Origin of the sequence: Pseudomonas sp. o96-267, from assembly GCF_003935465.1 — a bacterium.
GTDB lineage: Bacteria > Pseudomonadota > Gammaproteobacteria > Pseudomonadales > Pseudomonadaceae > Aquipseudomonas > Aquipseudomonas sediminis.
In genome coordinates, this window is record NZ_RHQP01000014.1 from 1 (window position 1) to 15,917 (window position 15,917).

The following is a 15,917-nucleotide window of genomic DNA, read 5'->3' on the forward strand; positions in this document are numbered from 1 at the left end:
CTTGGCCTCGGTGATGATGCGCGGGCCATTTTCGGCCAGCTGCTTGTAATCACTGAACGGCGCCAGGTGGTGGGCCTTGCTCAGGGCCTGCCACTGGGCAGTCTTGGGATTGTTCGCTTGCTTGTTCATTGCCAACACCTTGCTAACACGCAGCGCCTGCGGCGCTACGCAGAGATTCGTGGCACCGGCCGCGCCAGGCGCGGCCGGTAGCCCATTACACCGACAGCAGGAGGAACTCGCGTTCCCAGGAGCTGATCACGCGCTTGAAGTTCTCGTGCTCGGCACGCTTGACCGCGACATAGCCACGGATGAACTTCTCGCCGAGGAATTTCTCGGCGTCCTTGCACGCTTCCATCCGCTCCAGAGCGCTCTCGATGGTCACCGGCAGGCGCAGGTTGCGACGCTCGTAACCACGGCCCTTGACCGGTGCACCGGGTCTCACTCCGCCGACCATCCCCATGTAGCCGCACAGCAGAGTGGCTGCCAGCACCAGGTACGGGTTGGCGTCAGCGCCGGCCAGGCGGTTTTCCACGCGACGGTTCTGCGGAGTTGCCTCAGGCACACGCAGGCCGACGGTACGGTTCTCCTCGCCCCACTCCACGTTCACCGGCGCCGAGGTATCGGGCAGGAAGCGGCGGAACGAGTTGACGTTCGGCGCGAACAGCGGCAGCAGCTCGGGGATGTACTTCTGCAGCCCCCCGATGTGATGCATGAACAGCTCGCTCATCGTCCCGTCTTCGTTGGAGAAGATGTTCTTGCCGGTCTTGATGTCGACCACGCTCTGGTGGATGTGCATGGCGCTGCCCGGCTCGTCGGTGATCGGCTTGGCCATGAACGTGGCTGCCACGTCATGCTTGAGTGCGGCCTCACGCATGGTGCGCTTGAACACCAGAATCTGGTCGGCCAGGTGCAGTGCATCGCCATGACGGAAGTTGATTTCCATCTGCGCCGGGCCTTCTTCGTGGATCAGGGTGTCCAGATCCAGGCCTTGCAGTTCGCACCAGTCGTACATGTCTTCGAACAGCGGGTCGAACTCGTTGGCCGCGTCGATGGAGAAGCTCTGACGACCGGTTTCCGGGCGGCCGGAGCGACCAACAGGCGCCACCAACGGGAAGTCCGGGTCGCTGTTGCGTTTGGTCAGGTAGAACTCCATCTCCGGCGCGACGATGGGCTTCCAACCCTTGTCGGCATACATCTGCAACACCTTCTTGAGGATGTTGCGCGGCGACAGCTCGATGGGGTTGCCCTGCTTGTCGAACGTATCGTGGATCACCATGGCGGTGGGTTCGATGGCCCAGGGCACGACGAAGACAGCGTTGGGGTCCGGACGGCAGAACATGTCGATGTCCGCCTCATCCAGCAGGTCGTAATAGATGTCGTCCTCGACGTAGTCGCCAGTCACGGTCTGCAGCAGCACACTCTCGGGGAGGCGCATGCCCTTCTCGTCGAGGAACTTGTTGGTCGGCGAGATCTTGCCGCGGGCAATGCCGGTCAGGTCGCTGATCAGGCATTCGACTTCGGTGATTTTGCGTTCTTTCAGCCAGCTCGTGAGCTGGTCTAACTTGGTACTCATAGAGACCTCAGGGTTGTAGAACCAACTAGGGTTATAGCCGGTTCAGCGTTGCCCCGCCTCCTCCCTGCAAGCCTCACCAAAGGCCTGGAAGAAGGCGAGATATTCGGGTGGATGCTACTAGGGGTGCGACACCTCCGACACCCGACTTTGCACGCCACAGAAAGAAAATCGCCCGCCCTTGCTCACCAAAACCGCACTGTCTAGCTCGCGGCATAGCACGATCCCGACAAACCTGGAGCATGGTTTGTGCAGTGCACGAAGCCGGCCAAGGGGCATTGCACGGCTGCGTACGCTATCGTGCAGGGTATTGAGTGAGCGAAAGACCTGATGACACAGACTGAGCGACGATGATGCCGCAGGGGAAAGATGCTGCCGTGTTGCCGCGCCGCCAGGCATGCTGACCCTGGTAACCCGCATGATGTGCAGGCCCGCCTCGCGAACGAGGACAGAGGTAGCGTGACCGGTGGTGCTGGAACAAGCGCTGACGCCGATGGTCGGCAGGCAAAACATGAGACACCCGTATTATTGCTGTTATGGGTTTGAACCGAGCTTAGCCTTGTTCATTTTTTTACACAATAGCTCTGTAAAAAATTGAACACACCCCACTGAGCACCCTGAAAAGACGCCGGTTGAACCACCCTGAAAGGCCTTGAAACGCCCCAAAAATGGCCATAACGCCCCACTACAGGGCATCATCGGGCCAGCTTGACAGTAAAGTGCGTTTCGGATTGACTCACACCCATGCAGTCGCATGATTGATATATTTAACAAAAAGGTGTTGCATCATGTCGGTACCCCCGCGTGCCGTTCAGCTTAACGAAGCGAACGCGTTCCTTAAGGAACATCCTGAGGTCCAGTTCGTCGACCTTCTTATTGCAGATATGAATGGCGTGGTGCGCGGCAAGCGCATCGATCGAAACGCCCTGCACAAGGTGTACGAGAAAGGCATCAACCTGCCCGCCTCGCTCTTTGCGCTCGACATCAACGGTTCCACCGTCGAAAGCACCGGCCTTGGCCTGGACATCGGCGACGCCGACCGTATCTGCTTCCCCATCCCCAATACCCTGTGCAACGAGCCCTGGCAGAAGCGCCCCACTGCGCAACTGCTGATGACCATGCACGAGCTGGACGGCACGCCTTTCTTCGCCGACCCGCGCGAGGTATTGCGCCAGGTGGTACAGAAGTTCGACGAACTGGGCCTGCGTATCTGCGCAGCCTTCGAACTGGAGTTCTACCTGATCGACCAGGAGAACGTGAACGGTCGCCCGCAGCCACCACGCTCGCCGATCTCCGGCAAGCGTCCGCATTCGACTCAGGTCTACCTGATCGATGACCTCGACGAGTACGTCGACTGCCTGCAGGATATGCTCGAAGCCGCCAAGGAGCAGGACATCCCGGCCGACGCTATCGTCAAGGAAAGTGCCCCGGCGCAGTTCGAGGTCAACCTGCACCACGTCGAAGACGCCATCAAGGCCTGCGACTACGCACTGCTGCTCAAGCGCCTGATCAAGAACATCGCCTACGACCATGAGATGGACTCCACCTTCATGGCCAAGCCCTATCCGGGCCAGGCGGGCAACGGTCTGCACGTGCACATCTCGCTGCTCGACAAGAAGACCGGCAAGAATATCTTCGCTGCCGAAGATCCGCTGGAGAACACCTCGCTGCGTCATGCCGTCGGCGGCATCCTCGACACCATGTCCGCGTCGATGGCGTTCCTCTGCCCCAACGTCAACTCCTACCGCCGCTTCGGTGCACAGTTCTACGTGCCCAACGCGCCGAGCTGGGCGCTGGACAACCGCACCGTGGCCGTGCGCGTGCCGACCGGCAGTGCTGACGCGGTACGCATCGAGCATCGCGTCGCCGGCGCCGATGCCAACCCCTACCTGATGCTGGCGTCGATTCTCGCCGGTATCCATCACGGTCTGACCAACCAGATCGAACCGGGCGAGCCGATCGAAGGCAACTCCTACGAACAGCTCGAACAGAGCCTGCCGAACAACCTGCGCGATGCCCTGCGCGAGCTGGACGACAGCGAAGTGCTGAACAAATACATCGATCCGAAGTACATCGACATCTTCGTCGCGTGCAAGGAAGCCGAGCTGGAGGAGTTCGAGACCACCATCTCCGACCTCGAGTACAACTGGTACCTGCACACCGTGTAAACCGAGAAAGCCGGCCGCAGAGCCGGCTTCTTTTTGCCTGCCAACTGCCTGCTCCAGTGCTCTGCACCGGGGCCAGCGGTTCGCCGCACGGCGACTCCGCTGACATGAATCAACCCCCGGCGCCCAAGACCGCCGGATACTGTTGCCTTCATCCATCGGGGAGCTACTCATGCAACGCGTTTTTGCCGCCGTCCTGCTAGGCCTGAGCTGTGGCCTGGCCCAGGCCGCCGACAGCATTCGGGTCTACAACTGGAATGATTACATCGCGCCGCAGGTGCTGGAAAACTTCACGCGCGACACCGGCATCGAGGTCGAGTACCACACCTTCGCCAGCGCTGAAGAACTGGCCGCCGCGCTGCAAAGCGGCCAGCCCATCGACATCGCGGTGCCCTCGCACAACGATCTGCCAGGGCTGATCGCCAGCGGCCGTATTCGTCCGCTGGACTTCAACCAGTTACCCAACCGCACACACCTCGACAAGCAGTTGCTCAGCAAGCTGGCCGCGGTCGACCCGCAGAACCAGCACGCCGTGCCGTACCTGTGGGGCGCGGTCGGCCTAGCGATCAACACGCCGCAGGCCGAGGCGGCCTATGGCGGACCACTGCCGGACAGCTGGAGCCTGCTGTTCGATGCCAAACAGAGCGCGCGCCTGGCCAGCTGCGGCATCAGCGTGCTGGATGCGCCAGATGAAACCCTGTCGCTGCTGCTCAACTACCAGGGCCGTAGCCTTGCCCGCAGCGCACCAAGCCGGGTCGAGCGCGCCGGCGGAGTGCTCGAGGCACTACGCCCGAACCTGCGCTACGTCGACAGCGAGCGCTATATCGAAGATCTCAGCAGCGGCCACTTGTGCCTGGCCATGGCTTGGGTCGGCGACGCCCTTGCCGCGGCGCAGGCCGGCCAGCCGGTACGCTTCGTGGTACCGGACGAAGGCTCGGTGCTGTTCATCGACAACCTGGTGATTCCTGCCAACGCCGCTCGGCCGGACCTCGCTCACCGCTTCATCGACTACCTGATGCAACCGCAGGTCATCGCCCAGATCACCGCCGAGACGCTCTACCCCAACGGTAATGCAGACTCCGCGCAGTTCATCGACAACGCCCTGCTGGCGCAGCCCGGCCTGTACCCGGACCAGGACACCAAACGCCGCCTGTATCCGCTGGAAGTCCTTTCGGAGAAACATGCGCAGGTGCGCAGCAACGTCTGGCAGCGCTTTCGCGACAGTATCTGAGGCGTGTACGGCGATGCTTGCCTCGCCGCCGCCTGCTGACGTCCAATAGCGCCTCGACCCACGAGGACTCAGCCATGTCGCGCCCCGCCAGCACCCGCAAGCCACGCGCCAGCAGCCAGGCACGGATCGCCGTGATACTGGCGGCAGCACGCGAACTGCTGGCCGAGCAGGGCATGGCCAACCTGTCGATCTACACGGTGGCCGAGCACGCAGGCATTCCACCGTCGTCGGTGTACCACTTCTTCGCCAGCGTGCCGACACTGCTCGAAGGCCTGACTGCAGACGTGCACGCAGCCTTTCGCGCCTGCCTGCAGGAGCCGGTCGAACACGCCAGCCTGAACACCTGGCATGACCTGTCGCGCATCGTCGAACAACGTATGCTGGACATCTACGCGCGCGACGCCGCAGCGCGCCAGCTGATCCTCGCCCAGCATGGCCTGGCCGAGGTAACCCAGGCCGACCATCAGCATGACATCGAACTGGGCCGCCTGATGCAGTCGCTGTTCGACCGCCACTTCCCCCTGCCGCAGTTACCGATGGATATCGATGTCTTCGCCCTGGCCATGGAACTGGGTGATCGCGTCTATGCCCGCTCCGTACAGCTGCACGGCGAAATCACGCCACGCCTGGCCGAGGAAGGCATGCGCGTATTCGACGCCTATCTGGGCCTCTATCTGCCCGCTGCCCTGCCGAAACGACCTGCACCGCTGGCGTAATCCCCCGTAGGGTGCGCCGTGCGCACCGATGACATCTGACGGCGTGGCCGATCGCTGCGCGCACCCTAAGCGGCCTGTGCCCCTACGACCGAACCAATATAAATCCGATAAAAATCGTATTTATTTCGCTCGGCCGACCAAAAGCATCTTCTAATACCGATATTTATCAGATATAAATCGAACATCCCGTCCTGGCCGATGTTCAGCCATGGCACTCCGAAAGGCCCCCGGCGCAGCTGGATTGGCCTGTGAACGAGCCAAGAGGTGCTTTATGTCCCGTATCGTTACCGTCGCTGCGACCCAGATGGCCTGCTCCTGGGATACGCCCGCGAACATCGCCAATGCCGAGAGGCTGGTACGCCAGGCTGCCGCACAGGGCGCGCAGATCATCCTGATCCAGGAGCTGTTCGAGGCTCCCTACTTCTGCCAGAAGCCCAACGCCGACTACACCCAGCTGGCGACCACGGTGGAGGAAAATCCGGCTATCACGCACTTCCAGAAAGTTGCCGCCGAACTGAAGGTAGTGCTGCCGATCAGCTTCTTCGAACGCGCCGGCCGCGCCCGCTTCAACAGCATCGCCATCCTTGATGCCGACGGCACTAATCTCGGGATTTATCGAAAAAGCCATATTCCCGATGGCCCCGGCTACCACGAGAAGTACTACTTCAACCCGGGCGATACCGGTTTCAAGGTCTGGGACACCGCTTATGCCCGCATCGGCGTCGGTATCTGCTGGGATCAGTGGTTCCCCGAATGCGCGCGCAGCATGGCGCTGATGGGCGCGGAAATCCTCTTCTACCCAACCGCCATCGGCAGCGAGCCGCACGATGCCAACATCACCTCGCGCGAGCACTGGCAGCGTGTGCAACAGGGCCATGCCGGCGCCAACCTGATGCCGCTGGTGGCCAGCAACCGCATCGGCCGTGAGGAGCAGGACGGCTACGACATCACCTTCTACGGCAGCTCGTTCATCGCCAACCAGTTCGGCGAGAAAGTCGAGGAGCTGAACCAGACGGAGGAAGGCGTGCTGGTACACAGCTTCGACCTGACCGAGCTGGAGAAGGTGCGCACCGCCTGGGGTGTGTTCCGCGACCGCCGGCCGAACCTATACTGGCCGCTTTCCACGCTCGACGGTGAAACACCCTCGATCGCGTAGCAGGCTGTTGAAAAACTACCTGCGTTGCCATTGCTGCGTTAAAAACAGGCTCAAAATGCTCATTTACAACTCGTAAACTGCGCTTTTTCGCCTGTTTTTGCCTTGCACTGGCTGCCTCGCCTACGTTTTTCAAAGGCCTGCTAGGGTGCGCTGTGCGCACCCAGCCCTCCAAACACTTTGCCGGTGCGCATGGCGCACCCTACGGAAGCGATATATGACCACGTTGACCACGACTCCACGCGCCGATGGTTTCCACATGCCTGCCGAGTGGGCACCACACAGCCAGACCTGGATGGTCTGGCCCGAACGCCCGGACAACTGGCGCAACGGCGGCAAGCCGGCGCAGGCGGCCTTCACCGCCGTGGCCAAGGCCATTGCCCAGTTCGAACCGGTAACCGTCTGCGTATCAGCGGCGCAGTACGAAAACGCCCGCGCACGCCTGGATGACGCCAACATCCGCCTGGTGGAAATCACCACTGACGACGCCTGGGTGCGTGACACCGGGCCGACCTTCGTCACCAACACCAATGGCGAAGTGCGCGGTGTGGACTGGGCCTTCAATGCCTGGGGTGGCTTCGATGGCGGCCTCTACTGGCCGTGGCTGCGTGACGATCAGGTGGCGCGCAAGATCCTCGAGATCGAAGACTGCAAACGCTACCGCACCGAAGGCTTCGTCCTCGAAGGCGGTTCGATCCATGTCGATGGCGAAGGCACCCTGATCACCACCGAAGAGTGCCTGCTGAACAAGAACCGCAACCCGCACCTGTCGCGTGAAGAAATCGAAACCGTGCTGAGCGAGCACCTGGCCATCGACACAGTGATCTGGCTGCCGGACGGTCTGTACAACGACGAAACTGACGGCCACGTCGACAACTTCTGCTGTTACGTGCGCCCCGGTGAAGTGCTACTGGCCTGGACCGACGATGCGAACGATCCCAACTACCCGCGCTGTCAGGCCGCCATGCGCGTGCTGGAAAGCGTGCGCGACGCCAAGGGGCGGCAGCTGACCGTGCACAAGATGCCGATTCCCGGCCCAATTCATGCCACTGCCGAAGAGTGCGCGGGCGTCGACATGGTCGACGGCAGCCAGGAGCGCAGCCCGGAAGTTCGCCTGGCCGGCTCCTACGTCAACTTCCTTATCGTCAACGGCGGCATCGTGGCGCCGAGCTTCGATGACCCGAAGGACGAGGAGGCACGTGCCATTCTTGAGCGTATTTTCCCCGAACATCGCGTGGTGATGGTGCCAGGCCGTGAGATCCTTCTGGGCGGCGGCAATATCCACTGCATCACCCAACAGCAGCCAGCCCCGCAAGGCAGTTGAAAAGTACTCTGAAGGCTTTCAAGTTGATCCTGACCAAGCCGATAAGATTGGTCGGGATCAACCCGCCACCTTCAAGAGCACATCATGTTCAACAAAGCCCTCAAGCGAGCCCTGGAAGTGGCTCGCCAGCAGTTGCAGTCCGCGCTTGCCAGGAAGGCTGCCGTCGATCGGTCGACGGCCATGATCGAATTCAAGCCAGACGGCACCATCGTCAGCGCCAATGACAATCTCCTGACCACCATGGGTTACCGACTGGAGGAGATCGTCGGCCAGCATCACAGCATCTTCTGCTTCCCCGAATACCAGTCAAGCGCCGAGTACCGCCGCTTCTGGCAACGCCTGGCGGCCGGCGAGTACATCCGTGAGCGCTTCCGCCGTCGCAACAAGCAAGGCCAGGAAGTCTGGCTGGAAGCCAGCTACAACCCGATCCGCGGCGCAGATGGCCGTGTCGAAGGCGTGCTCAAACTGGCCACGGACATCACTGCACAGGTCATCCGCGAGCAGGAACAGAACAGCATGGTAGAGGCCATCAGCCGCTCCATGGCGGTAATCGCCTTCAACCTCAAGGGCGAGGTACTCGATGCCAATGAAAACTTCCAGCAGACCATGGGCTACCGCCTGGACGAAATCCGCGGCAAGCACCATCGCCTGTTCTGCACCCGCGAAGAGGCCGACTCGCCTGCCTACCGCGACTTCTGGGCACGCCTGAATCGCGGCGAATTCTTCTCAGGGCGATTCCAGCGCATCAACCGCCACGGCGACATCATCTGGCTGAGCGCCACCTACAATCCGGTGTTCGACGCCAGCGGCACGCTCTATAAGATCGTCAAGTTCGCCCGTGACATCACCCCGCAGGTGCACCAGCAACAGGCCGAATCTGATGCAGCCAAACTTGCCTATGAAATTTCTCAACGCACCGACGACAATGCCCGGCATGGCGCCGAGGTGATCAGCGAAACCGTCACGATGGTGCGCGGCATCGCCGACGAGCTGTCCCGCGCAGCCGAGGGCATTAGCGCGGTCAGCCAGCAGTCGGAGATGATCAGCAGCATCGTGCAGACCATCCGCGGCATTGCCGAGCAAACCAATCTGCTGGCCCTCAACGCCGCTATCGAAGCGGCGCGCGCAGGCGAGCAGGGCCGCGGATTCGCCGTGGTCGCTGATGAAGTACGCGGCCTGGCCGCGCGCACCGCACAGGCAACAGTGGAGATCGTCGAGGTGGTCAAGCGCAACCACGAGCTAGCGCAAGACGCCGTGGACAACATGCAGTCCAGTCAGCACAAGGTCGAGCAGGGTGTGGAGCTGGTCAACCAGGCCGGGCATGTGATCGAGGAAATCCAGAGTGGCGCACGGCAGGTCGTCGATGCCGTGCGCCAGTTCGCCGAGGCGCTGGAAGAGTACTGATCACTCGAATGGCTGCGGCCGCGGTGTGTCATTGTTAGACGGAGGCAGGAGCGGCAGGGCGAAGCTCGGCTGCTCGCCGGTCAGGGTCTTGAGGAAGGCGGTGATCTTGCCAATCTCGCCTTCGCTCAGCTGCCGGCCGAGCTGCAAGCGCGCCATGATGTCCACCGACTCCTCCAGCTTCCAGTAGGCACCGTCGTGGAAGTAGGGATAGGTCAGTTCGACGTTGCGCAGGGTCGGCACCTTGAACTTGAAGCGGTCGGCATCCTTGCCAGTCAGACCGGCAACGCCTTCGGCGGGGTTGCTGGTTTCATAGGGTTCTACCAGGCCCATCTTCTGGAACGAGTTGCCGCCCAGCGCCGGGCCGTTGTGGCAAGCCACGCAGCCGATGGACTTGAACAGCTCGTAACCTTCCAGCTCGGTCTTGGTGATGGCCTCAGCATCACCCTTGAGCCACAGGTCGAAGCGCGAGTTGGGCGTGACCAGGGTCTTCTCGAACTCGGCGATAGCATCGGTCACTTCGTCCAGGGTGATCTCGTCGGTTTTGTACACGGCCTTGAACGACTCGCGGTATCGCGGGATCGAGCGCAGCACGTCGACGGCGAGAATGTGGGTAAAGGCCATTTCCATCGGGTTGGCGATAGGGCCGGCGGCCTGTTCCTTGAGGTCGGCGGCGCGGCCATCCCAGAACTGCGCGAGGTTGAGACTGGAATTGAGCACGGTCGGCGAATTGATCGGCCCTTGCTGCCAGTTGTGGCCGATGGAGCTCGGCAGGTTGTCGCTGCCCCCCATCGACAGGTTGTGGCAGGAGTTGCAGGAAATGAACCCCGAGCGCGACAGGCGCGGGTCGAAGAACAGCTGCTTGCCCAGCTCCACCTTGGCCGGATCAGTGATCTCGGCCGGTGCGATCGGCTCGACGGGTTCGTTGGCCGGTAGATTGGCCCAGGCGCTGGCGCCCAAGCACAATCCGGCCAGCAGGGTCAGAGTGCGCATGTGTGTATCTCCTCAGGTATTGGCTGTTCTGGTTATGTATCGACCATGCCCAGCGCACACCCGGGGCGACTTGATCTGCATCAAGTCGCATGCGCATCTCGCCTCAGTGGATATGTTTCATTTCATTTTGCAGGTGTTGATACCCAGCAATGGATACGCCGGGCAGAAACGGAAGATGCCGGTCGCCAGTGGCACCACACCGATCCAACCCCACAGACCGATGACACCGGTAAGACTCAGCGCGATAAGAATCAGACCTGCGGCGATGCGCAGACTGCGGTCGAGCGTTCCAACATTGGCTTTCATCGAGGTTCTCCAGGTCAACGTCCGCGCCGGCCTTCCAGCGCAGTAAAGATCAGCATGCCGGCGAGCATCGCCGCGACGAACAGCAGGGCCTGCCAGTGCCCGGTCAGCAGGATGGCAACAGCCGGCCCCGGACAGATGCCAGCGATACCCCAACCGACCCCGAACAGCAGGCTGCCGCCAATCAGGCGAGCATCGAGGTCACGACGCGTCGGCAACTGCATGGCGCCGCCGAGCAGTGCCCTGGCGCGCCGTTGCGCCAGGTTCAACGGCACTGCTGCGACTGCAATGGCCCCGACCATCACCAGCGCCAGCGAGGGATCCCAATTTCCGGCAAAGTCGAGAAAAGCCAGCACCTTGGCCGGGTCGGCCATGCCCGCTAGCAGCAGGCCCAGACCAAACAGCAGGCCGCAGGCGAATGCACCGAGTCTGACCATCCTCAAGCCCCCAGCAGGTGACGCAGGACAAAGACCGTGACGAAACCCGTGGCCATGAAGCACAGGGTTGCCAGCATCGAGCGCGGCGACAGGCGGGAAATACCGCAAACCCCGTGGCCGCTTGTGCAGCCCGAGCCATAACGGGTGCCGATACCGACCAGCAAGCCGGCGACGATCAAGCCGAGACTGCTCGTCTCGAAATGAATCGACGGTAATGCCGCGAACAATCCCCAGAGCAAGGGAGCCAGAAGCAGGCCAACAAGGAACGCTGCTTTTTCGCCGCGCCCTTCGCCCTGACGCTGCAGCAGGCTGCCGAGCAGGCCGCTGATACCCGCTACCCGACCATTGGCCAAGGCGAAGATGGCAGCCGCCAGACCGATCAGCGCCCCTCCTGCCAAGGCGCTCCATGGCGTGAAGCCGGCCCAGTCGATGTTCATTGCCGGCCCTCGCAGAACAGGCGGTAGAGCGTCTCGATCACCGCCAGCGCCGCTGGGCTGCTGATGCGATAGAAGATCTGCTTGCCGTCACGACGGGTTTCCACCAACCCCTCGCGGCGCAGCACCGCCAGTTGCTGGGACAGCGTCGGCTGCTGGATACCGAGCAGCGCCTCCAGCTCGCTGACGTTGCGCTCGCCTTGCGACAGCTGGCAGAGCAGCAACAGGCGATCAGGATTGGCCAACGCCTTGAGCAGTTGCCCGGCTGCGTCGGCATTGGCGCGCAGCTGCTGGATATCGATGGGCTCAGTCATGGAACACCTTAACTAAATACAATATGTATTTTTATATATTGTACTCTGGAGAAGTGCTAGCCCAACCGACCAGCGGTTAAAGAGGGAATTGAACGGGCCTTACAAGAGCGCGCCTACCCGCATCAACCGATGCATGCACAGTACAAATCTTGGGAGGGGCTTTAGCCGCGAAAAGAACTCGCCGCTAAAGCGCCTCCTACAGGGGGTATCGTCACTCCCCGGATTACATACGGGCTATCACTGACGCCCTGGACGCGAATTCATTAGCAGAGCCCAGAAACGCAGAAACCCGCCGCAGCGGGTTTCTGGATCGAGGCCTGATGAATCAGGCGTCGGCGTCAGCAGCAGCCTGATAGGCGGCGGCGTCCAGCAGCTTGTCCAGCTCGCTGGTGTCGCTCGGCTTGAGCTTGAAGAACCAGCTGCCATACGGGTCGCTGTTGACGCTTTCCGGGCTGTCAGCCAGCGCTTCGTTGATGGCGATCACTTCGCCGCCAACCGGCGCATAGATGTCGGAGGCGGCCTTGACCGACTCCACCACACCGGCTTCCTGGCCGGCGTTCAGTTGCTTGCCGACTTCCGGCAGCTCGATGAATACCACGTCGCCGAGGGCTTCCTGGGCGTGGTCGGAAATGCCCACGGTCACGCTACCGTCAGCCTCCAGGCGCGCCCACTCGTGGCTGGCGGCATAACGCAGATCGGCGGGGATATTGCTCATGTTTGATTCCTCGTAAACGGTGACGGCAAGTGGGCCGTCTGGACAATTTAGCAGGCCGCAGCGCCAGGGGAAGCCAGCACCGCGACCTGATGATTCAGATAAGGGTTTTACCGTTGCGCACGAAGCTCGGCTTGACCACCCGCACCGGGTACCACTTGCCGCGGATCTCCACCTCGGCACGATCCCCGGTCGCGGCCGGCACCCGCGCCAGCGCGATGGATTTGTTCAGCGTAGGCGAGAAGCTGCCACTGGTGATCTCGCCCTCACCGATGCCATCAACGCGTACCACCTGGTGTGCACGCAGCACGCCGCGCTCCTCCAGCACCAGCCCAACCAGCTTGCTCGGGCAGCCGGCGGCGCGCTGCGCTTCCAGCACTGAGCGGCCGATGAAGTCGCGCTCGGCTGGTTCCCAGGCGATGGTCCAGGCCATGTTGGCAGCCAGCGGACTGACCTGCTCGTCCATGTCCTGGCCGTAGAGGTTCATACCCGCTTCGAGGCGCAGGGTGTCACGGGCGCCAAGGCCGATGGGCGAAATACCGGCACCGACCAGATCGTTGAGGAAGGACACAACCTCGGTCACCGGCAGCACGATTTCCAGGCCATCTTCGCCGGTGTAACCGGTACGCGCGATGAACCAGTCGCCATCGGACAGACCCTGGAACGGCTTGAGCTCGTGGATCAGTGCGGCACGGGCCTGGCTCAGCAGTTCGGAAACCCGTGCGCGCGCCTTCGGCCCCTGAATGGCGAGCATGGCCAGATCGCGACGCTCGCGCAGTTGCACATCGAAGTCGCTCGCCTGCGCATGCATCCACGCCAGGTCCTTGTCACGGGTGCCAGCGTTGACCACCAGGCGGTAACCCTGCTCGGTGAGGTAAACGATCAGGTCGTCGATCACCCCGCCCTGCTCATTGAGCATGGCGCTGTAAAGCGCCTTGCCGGGGCTCTCCAGGCGGGCCACATCATTGGCCAGCAGACGCTGCAGGAAGGCCTTCGCCTGACTGCCGCTCACGTCCACCACGCACATGTGCGAGACATCGAACACGCCGCACTCGCGGCGCACCTGATGATGCTCTTCCACTTGCGAACCGTAGTGCAGCGGCATGTCCCAGCCGCCGAAGTCCACCATCTTGGCCCCCAGTGCCAGGTGCAGGTCATAGAGGGGGGTGCGCTGTCCCATGGGTATCTCCTTCCGGGCTTGGCGAAGCGATTCAGACCCCTAGAAGCTGCCTGCGTTGCCATTGCTGCGTTGCAGGCAAACTCGAAATGCTCATGTGCAAAAGCACATTCCGCTTTCTCGCCTGTCTGCGCCTTGCACTGGCGGCCTCGGCAACGCTTCTAGATGAATCTTGCCGGGTTACCCCGGCTCGCGAATGGCGCGCATTGTAGCCGCATGCGTCCGGGGGGTCATCCTGGCTTCAGGTCGTAGGGCGGGTGTAACCCGCCATGCCACGATACTGGCGGGTTGCACCCGCCCTACAGCGTTGTATTGATCAACCGAAACTGCGGGCCGAGCGCCTTATCAGCAGAATCACCGGCAGCAGGCCGACCAGCACCAGGGTCAGCGCCGGCAGCGAGGCGCGCGCCCACTCGCCTTCGCTGGTCATCTCAAATACCCGTACAGACAGGGTGTCCCAGCCGAACGGGCGCATCAGCAGAGTCGCCGGCATTTCCTTGAGCACATCGACGAATACCAGCAGCGCGGCCGACAAGGTGCCCGGTAGCAGCAGCGGCAGATAGACCCTGAAGAACAGCCCGAAGCTGCCAACGCCAAGGCTGCGCGAGGCCTCGGGCAGGGACGGACGAATACGCGCCAGGCTGGTCTCCAGTGGTCCGAAGGCCACCGCCATGAAACGAATCAGGTAGGCCACCAGCAGCGCCGCCAGGCTGCCCAGCAGCAAGGGTTTGCCCGCACCGCCCAGTGCCGTGGACAACGGAATCACCAGTTCACGATCCAAAAAGCTGAACGCCAGCATGATTGCCACCGCCAGCACCGAACCCGGCAAGGCATAACCGAGATTGCCCAGCGCGACGCCGAAGCGCACGCCGCGGTTCGGCGCCTGGCGGCGGGCGAAGGCCAGCAGCATGGCCACACTGACGGTGATCAGCGCCGCCATGCCACCCAGGTAAAGGGTATGCAGGATCAGCCCGGCGTAGCGCTCGTCGAGGTCGAAGCGGCCACGCTGCCAGAACCAGGCCAGCAGCTGCAGCAGCGGTATGACGAAGGCGCAAGCGAACACCAGACCGCACCAGGCGCTGGCCGCGAAGGCCTTCCAGCCGTGCAGGTGATACAGCGCCTTGCCGCGCGGCCGCTCGTTGGCCGGTCGTGCGGCGCCACGGGCACGACGCTCGCCGTAGAGCACCAACGCCACGGCCAGCAGCAGCAGGCTGGCCAGTTGGGTGGCACTGGTCAGGCTGTAGAAGCTGTACCAGGTCTTGTAGATCGCCGTGGTAAAGGTGTCGAAGTTGAACACCGACACCGCGCCGAAATCCGCCAGAGTCTCCATGATTGCCAGGGCCAGACCAGCACCGATGGCCGGGCGCGCCATTGGCAGCGCCACCCGCCAGAACGCCTGCCAGGGGCTTTGCCCGAGCACCCGGGCCGCCTCCATCAAGCCCTTGCCCTGAGCCAGGAAGGCGCCACGAGCGAGCAGATAGACGTAGGGATAGAACACCAGCACCAACACGATGATCACCCCGCCGGTCGAGCGCACGCGCGGCAGGCGCAAGCCACTGCCGAACCATTCGCGCAGCAGCGTCTGCACCGGGCCGGCGAAATCCAGCAGGCCAACGAAAACGAATGCCAGCACGTAGGCGGGAATGGCGAAAGGCAGCATCAGCGCCCAGTCCAGCCAGCGCCGGCCGGGAAACTCACAGAGGCTGGTGAGCCAGGCCAGGCTCACCCCCAGCAGCGTCACCCCTACGCCGACACCGATCACCAGCGTCAGCGTATTACCGATCAGCCGTGCCATCTGCGTCTGCCACAGGTGCGCCCAGATCTGCTGATCCACGTCGTGCCAGCTCAGCAGCAGCACCGACAGCGGCATCAACACCAGAACGGCGACGGCAAGGACGATGGGGTACCAGCGACGCTGGACGGGATGCGGCACGCGGACTCCTCGACTACGGAAATGACGACGCCCCGGCTAGGCGGGGCGTCGCAG

Annotated in this window: 14 protein-coding genes and 2 pseudogenes; 7 read left to right on the forward strand and 9 right to left on the reverse strand. The window is 62.4% G+C overall.

All coding sequences use genetic code 11. The features are described 5' to 3' along the window. Positions 1-214 precede the first annotated feature (214 nt). Entirely contained in the window at positions 215-1,573 is a 1,359-nt protein-coding gene (locus EGJ86_RS11490) for a glutamine synthetase family protein (RefSeq protein ID WP_074855158.1), read from the reverse strand. 785 nt (positions 1,574-2,358) lie between these two features. On the opposite strand from EGJ86_RS11490, the gene EGJ86_RS11495 reads away from it, so the two are divergent. The 7 genes and pseudogenes from EGJ86_RS11495 to EGJ86_RS25625 all read left to right on the forward strand — a co-directional run. Continuing rightward, positions 2,359-3,738 (forward strand): glutamine synthetase family protein, encoded by a 1,380-nt coding sequence (locus EGJ86_RS11495; RefSeq protein ID WP_099524587.1) that lies wholly within the window; start codon positions 2,359-2,361, stop codon positions 3,736-3,738. Positions 3,739-3,907: 169 nt separating this feature from the next. Further along, positions 3,908-4,966: an extracellular solute-binding protein gene (locus EGJ86_RS11500; protein ID WP_106735112.1), complete on the forward strand. Its 1,059-nt coding sequence runs from the start codon at positions 3,908-3,910 to the stop codon at positions 4,964-4,966. A 74-nt stretch (positions 4,967-5,040) separates the two neighbouring features. Next, positions 5,041-5,682, forward strand: coding sequence for a TetR/AcrR family transcriptional regulator (locus EGJ86_RS11505; protein ID WP_125835194.1), 642 nt, complete (start codon positions 5,041-5,043; stop codon positions 5,680-5,682). 271 nt (positions 5,683-5,953) lie between these two features. Then, positions 5,954-6,838, forward strand: coding sequence for an N-carbamoylputrescine amidase (gene aguB, locus EGJ86_RS11510; protein ID WP_125835195.1), 885 nt, complete (start codon positions 5,954-5,956; stop codon positions 6,836-6,838). A gap of 214 nt (positions 6,839-7,052) precedes the next feature. Beyond that, positions 7,053-8,159: an agmatine deiminase gene (aguA, locus tag EGJ86_RS11515; protein WP_125835196.1), complete on the forward strand. Its 1,107-nt coding sequence runs from the start codon at positions 7,053-7,055 to the stop codon at positions 8,157-8,159. Positions 8,160-8,243: 84 nt separating this feature from the next. Next, positions 8,244-9,020 (forward strand): annotated as a pseudogene (locus EGJ86_RS25620) (PAS domain-containing protein); the annotation flags it as partial. Between the two features lie 102 nt (positions 9,021-9,122). Continuing rightward, a pseudogene (locus EGJ86_RS25625) lies at positions 9,123-9,563 on the forward strand (methyl-accepting chemotaxis protein); the annotation flags it as partial. Here EGJ86_RS25625 and EGJ86_RS11525 read toward each other — a convergent pair. From EGJ86_RS11525 to EGJ86_RS11560, 8 genes are all read right to left on the reverse strand, one after another. Further along, positions 9,564-10,553 carry a cytochrome-c peroxidase gene (locus EGJ86_RS11525; RefSeq protein ID WP_125835197.1) on the reverse strand — a complete coding sequence of 330 codons (990 nt, stop codon included), beginning with the start codon at positions 10,551-10,553 and terminating at the stop codon, positions 9,564-9,566. Between the two features lie 117 nt (positions 10,554-10,670). Then, on the reverse strand, positions 10,671-10,859 hold the full coding sequence (locus EGJ86_RS11530) for a DUF2892 domain-containing protein (protein WP_125835198.1): 189 nt from the start codon (positions 10,857-10,859) through the stop codon (positions 10,671-10,673). 14 nt (positions 10,860-10,873) lie between these two features. Continuing rightward, positions 10,874-11,293, reverse strand: coding sequence for a DUF6691 family protein (locus tag EGJ86_RS11535; protein WP_125835199.1), 420 nt, complete (start codon positions 11,291-11,293; stop codon positions 10,874-10,876). Positions 11,294-11,295: 2 nt separating this feature from the next. Beyond that, positions 11,296-11,730, reverse strand: a complete 435-nt coding sequence (locus tag EGJ86_RS11540) for a YeeE/YedE family protein (protein ID WP_125835200.1) — start codon at positions 11,728-11,730, stop codon at positions 11,296-11,298. Next, positions 11,727-12,041, reverse strand: a complete 315-nt coding sequence (locus EGJ86_RS11545; protein WP_125835201.1) for a metalloregulator ArsR/SmtB family transcription factor — start codon at positions 12,039-12,041, stop codon at positions 11,727-11,729. Before EGJ86_RS11545 ends, EGJ86_RS11540 begins: the two co-directional genes overlap by 4 nt. Positions 12,042-12,366: 325 nt before the next feature. Beyond that, positions 12,367-12,756, reverse strand: a complete 390-nt coding sequence (gene gcvH, locus EGJ86_RS11550) for a glycine cleavage system protein GcvH (protein ID WP_003458665.1) — start codon at positions 12,754-12,756, stop codon at positions 12,367-12,369. A 94-nt stretch (positions 12,757-12,850) separates the two neighbouring features. After that, positions 12,851-13,933, reverse strand: coding sequence for a glycine cleavage system aminomethyltransferase GcvT (gcvT, locus tag EGJ86_RS11555; protein ID WP_106735103.1), 1,083 nt, complete (start codon positions 13,931-13,933; stop codon positions 12,851-12,853). Between the two features lie 313 nt (positions 13,934-14,246). Further along, positions 14,247-15,863, reverse strand: a complete 1,617-nt coding sequence (locus EGJ86_RS11560; protein WP_125835202.1) for an iron ABC transporter permease — start codon at positions 15,861-15,863, stop codon at positions 14,247-14,249. Positions 15,864-15,917: the final 54 nt, after the last annotated feature.

Excerpts from the sequence above, each read along its gene's own strand:
- EGJ86_RS11490 (WP_074855158.1), bottom strand. The coding sequence starts at position 1,573 with ATGAGTACCAAGTTAGACCAGCTCACGAGCTGGCTGAAAGAACGCAAA.
- EGJ86_RS11495 (WP_099524587.1), top strand. The coding sequence starts at position 2,359 with ATGTCGGTACCCCCGCGTGCCGTTCAGCTTAACGAAGCGAACGCGTTC.
- EGJ86_RS11500 (WP_106735112.1), top strand. The coding sequence starts at position 3,908 with ATGCAACGCGTTTTTGCCGCCGTCCTGCTAGGCCTGAGCTGTGGCCTG.
- EGJ86_RS11505 (WP_125835194.1), top strand. The coding sequence starts at position 5,041 with ATGTCGCGCCCCGCCAGCACCCGCAAGCCACGCGCCAGCAGCCAGGCA.
- aguB (WP_125835195.1), top strand. The coding sequence starts at position 5,954 with ATGTCCCGTATCGTTACCGTCGCTGCGACCCAGATGGCCTGCTCCTGG.
- aguA (WP_125835196.1), top strand. The coding sequence starts at position 7,053 with ATGACCACGTTGACCACGACTCCACGCGCCGATGGTTTCCACATGCCT.
- EGJ86_RS11525 (WP_125835197.1), bottom strand. The coding sequence starts at position 10,553 with ATGCGCACTCTGACCCTGCTGGCCGGATTGTGCTTGGGCGCCAGCGCC.
- EGJ86_RS11530 (WP_125835198.1), bottom strand. The coding sequence starts at position 10,859 with ATGAAAGCCAATGTTGGAACGCTCGACCGCAGTCTGCGCATCGCCGCA.
- EGJ86_RS11535 (WP_125835199.1), bottom strand. The coding sequence starts at position 11,293 with ATGGTCAGACTCGGTGCATTCGCCTGCGGCCTGCTGTTTGGTCTGGGC.
- EGJ86_RS11540 (WP_125835200.1), bottom strand. The coding sequence starts at position 11,730 with ATGAACATCGACTGGGCCGGCTTCACGCCATGGAGCGCCTTGGCAGGA.
- EGJ86_RS11545 (WP_125835201.1), bottom strand. The coding sequence starts at position 12,041 with ATGACTGAGCCCATCGATATCCAGCAGCTGCGCGCCAATGCCGACGCA.
- gcvH (WP_003458665.1), bottom strand. The coding sequence starts at position 12,756 with ATGAGCAATATCCCCGCCGATCTGCGTTATGCCGCCAGCCACGAGTGG.
- gcvT (WP_106735103.1), bottom strand. The coding sequence starts at position 13,933 with ATGGGACAGCGCACCCCCCTCTATGACCTGCACCTGGCACTGGGGGCC.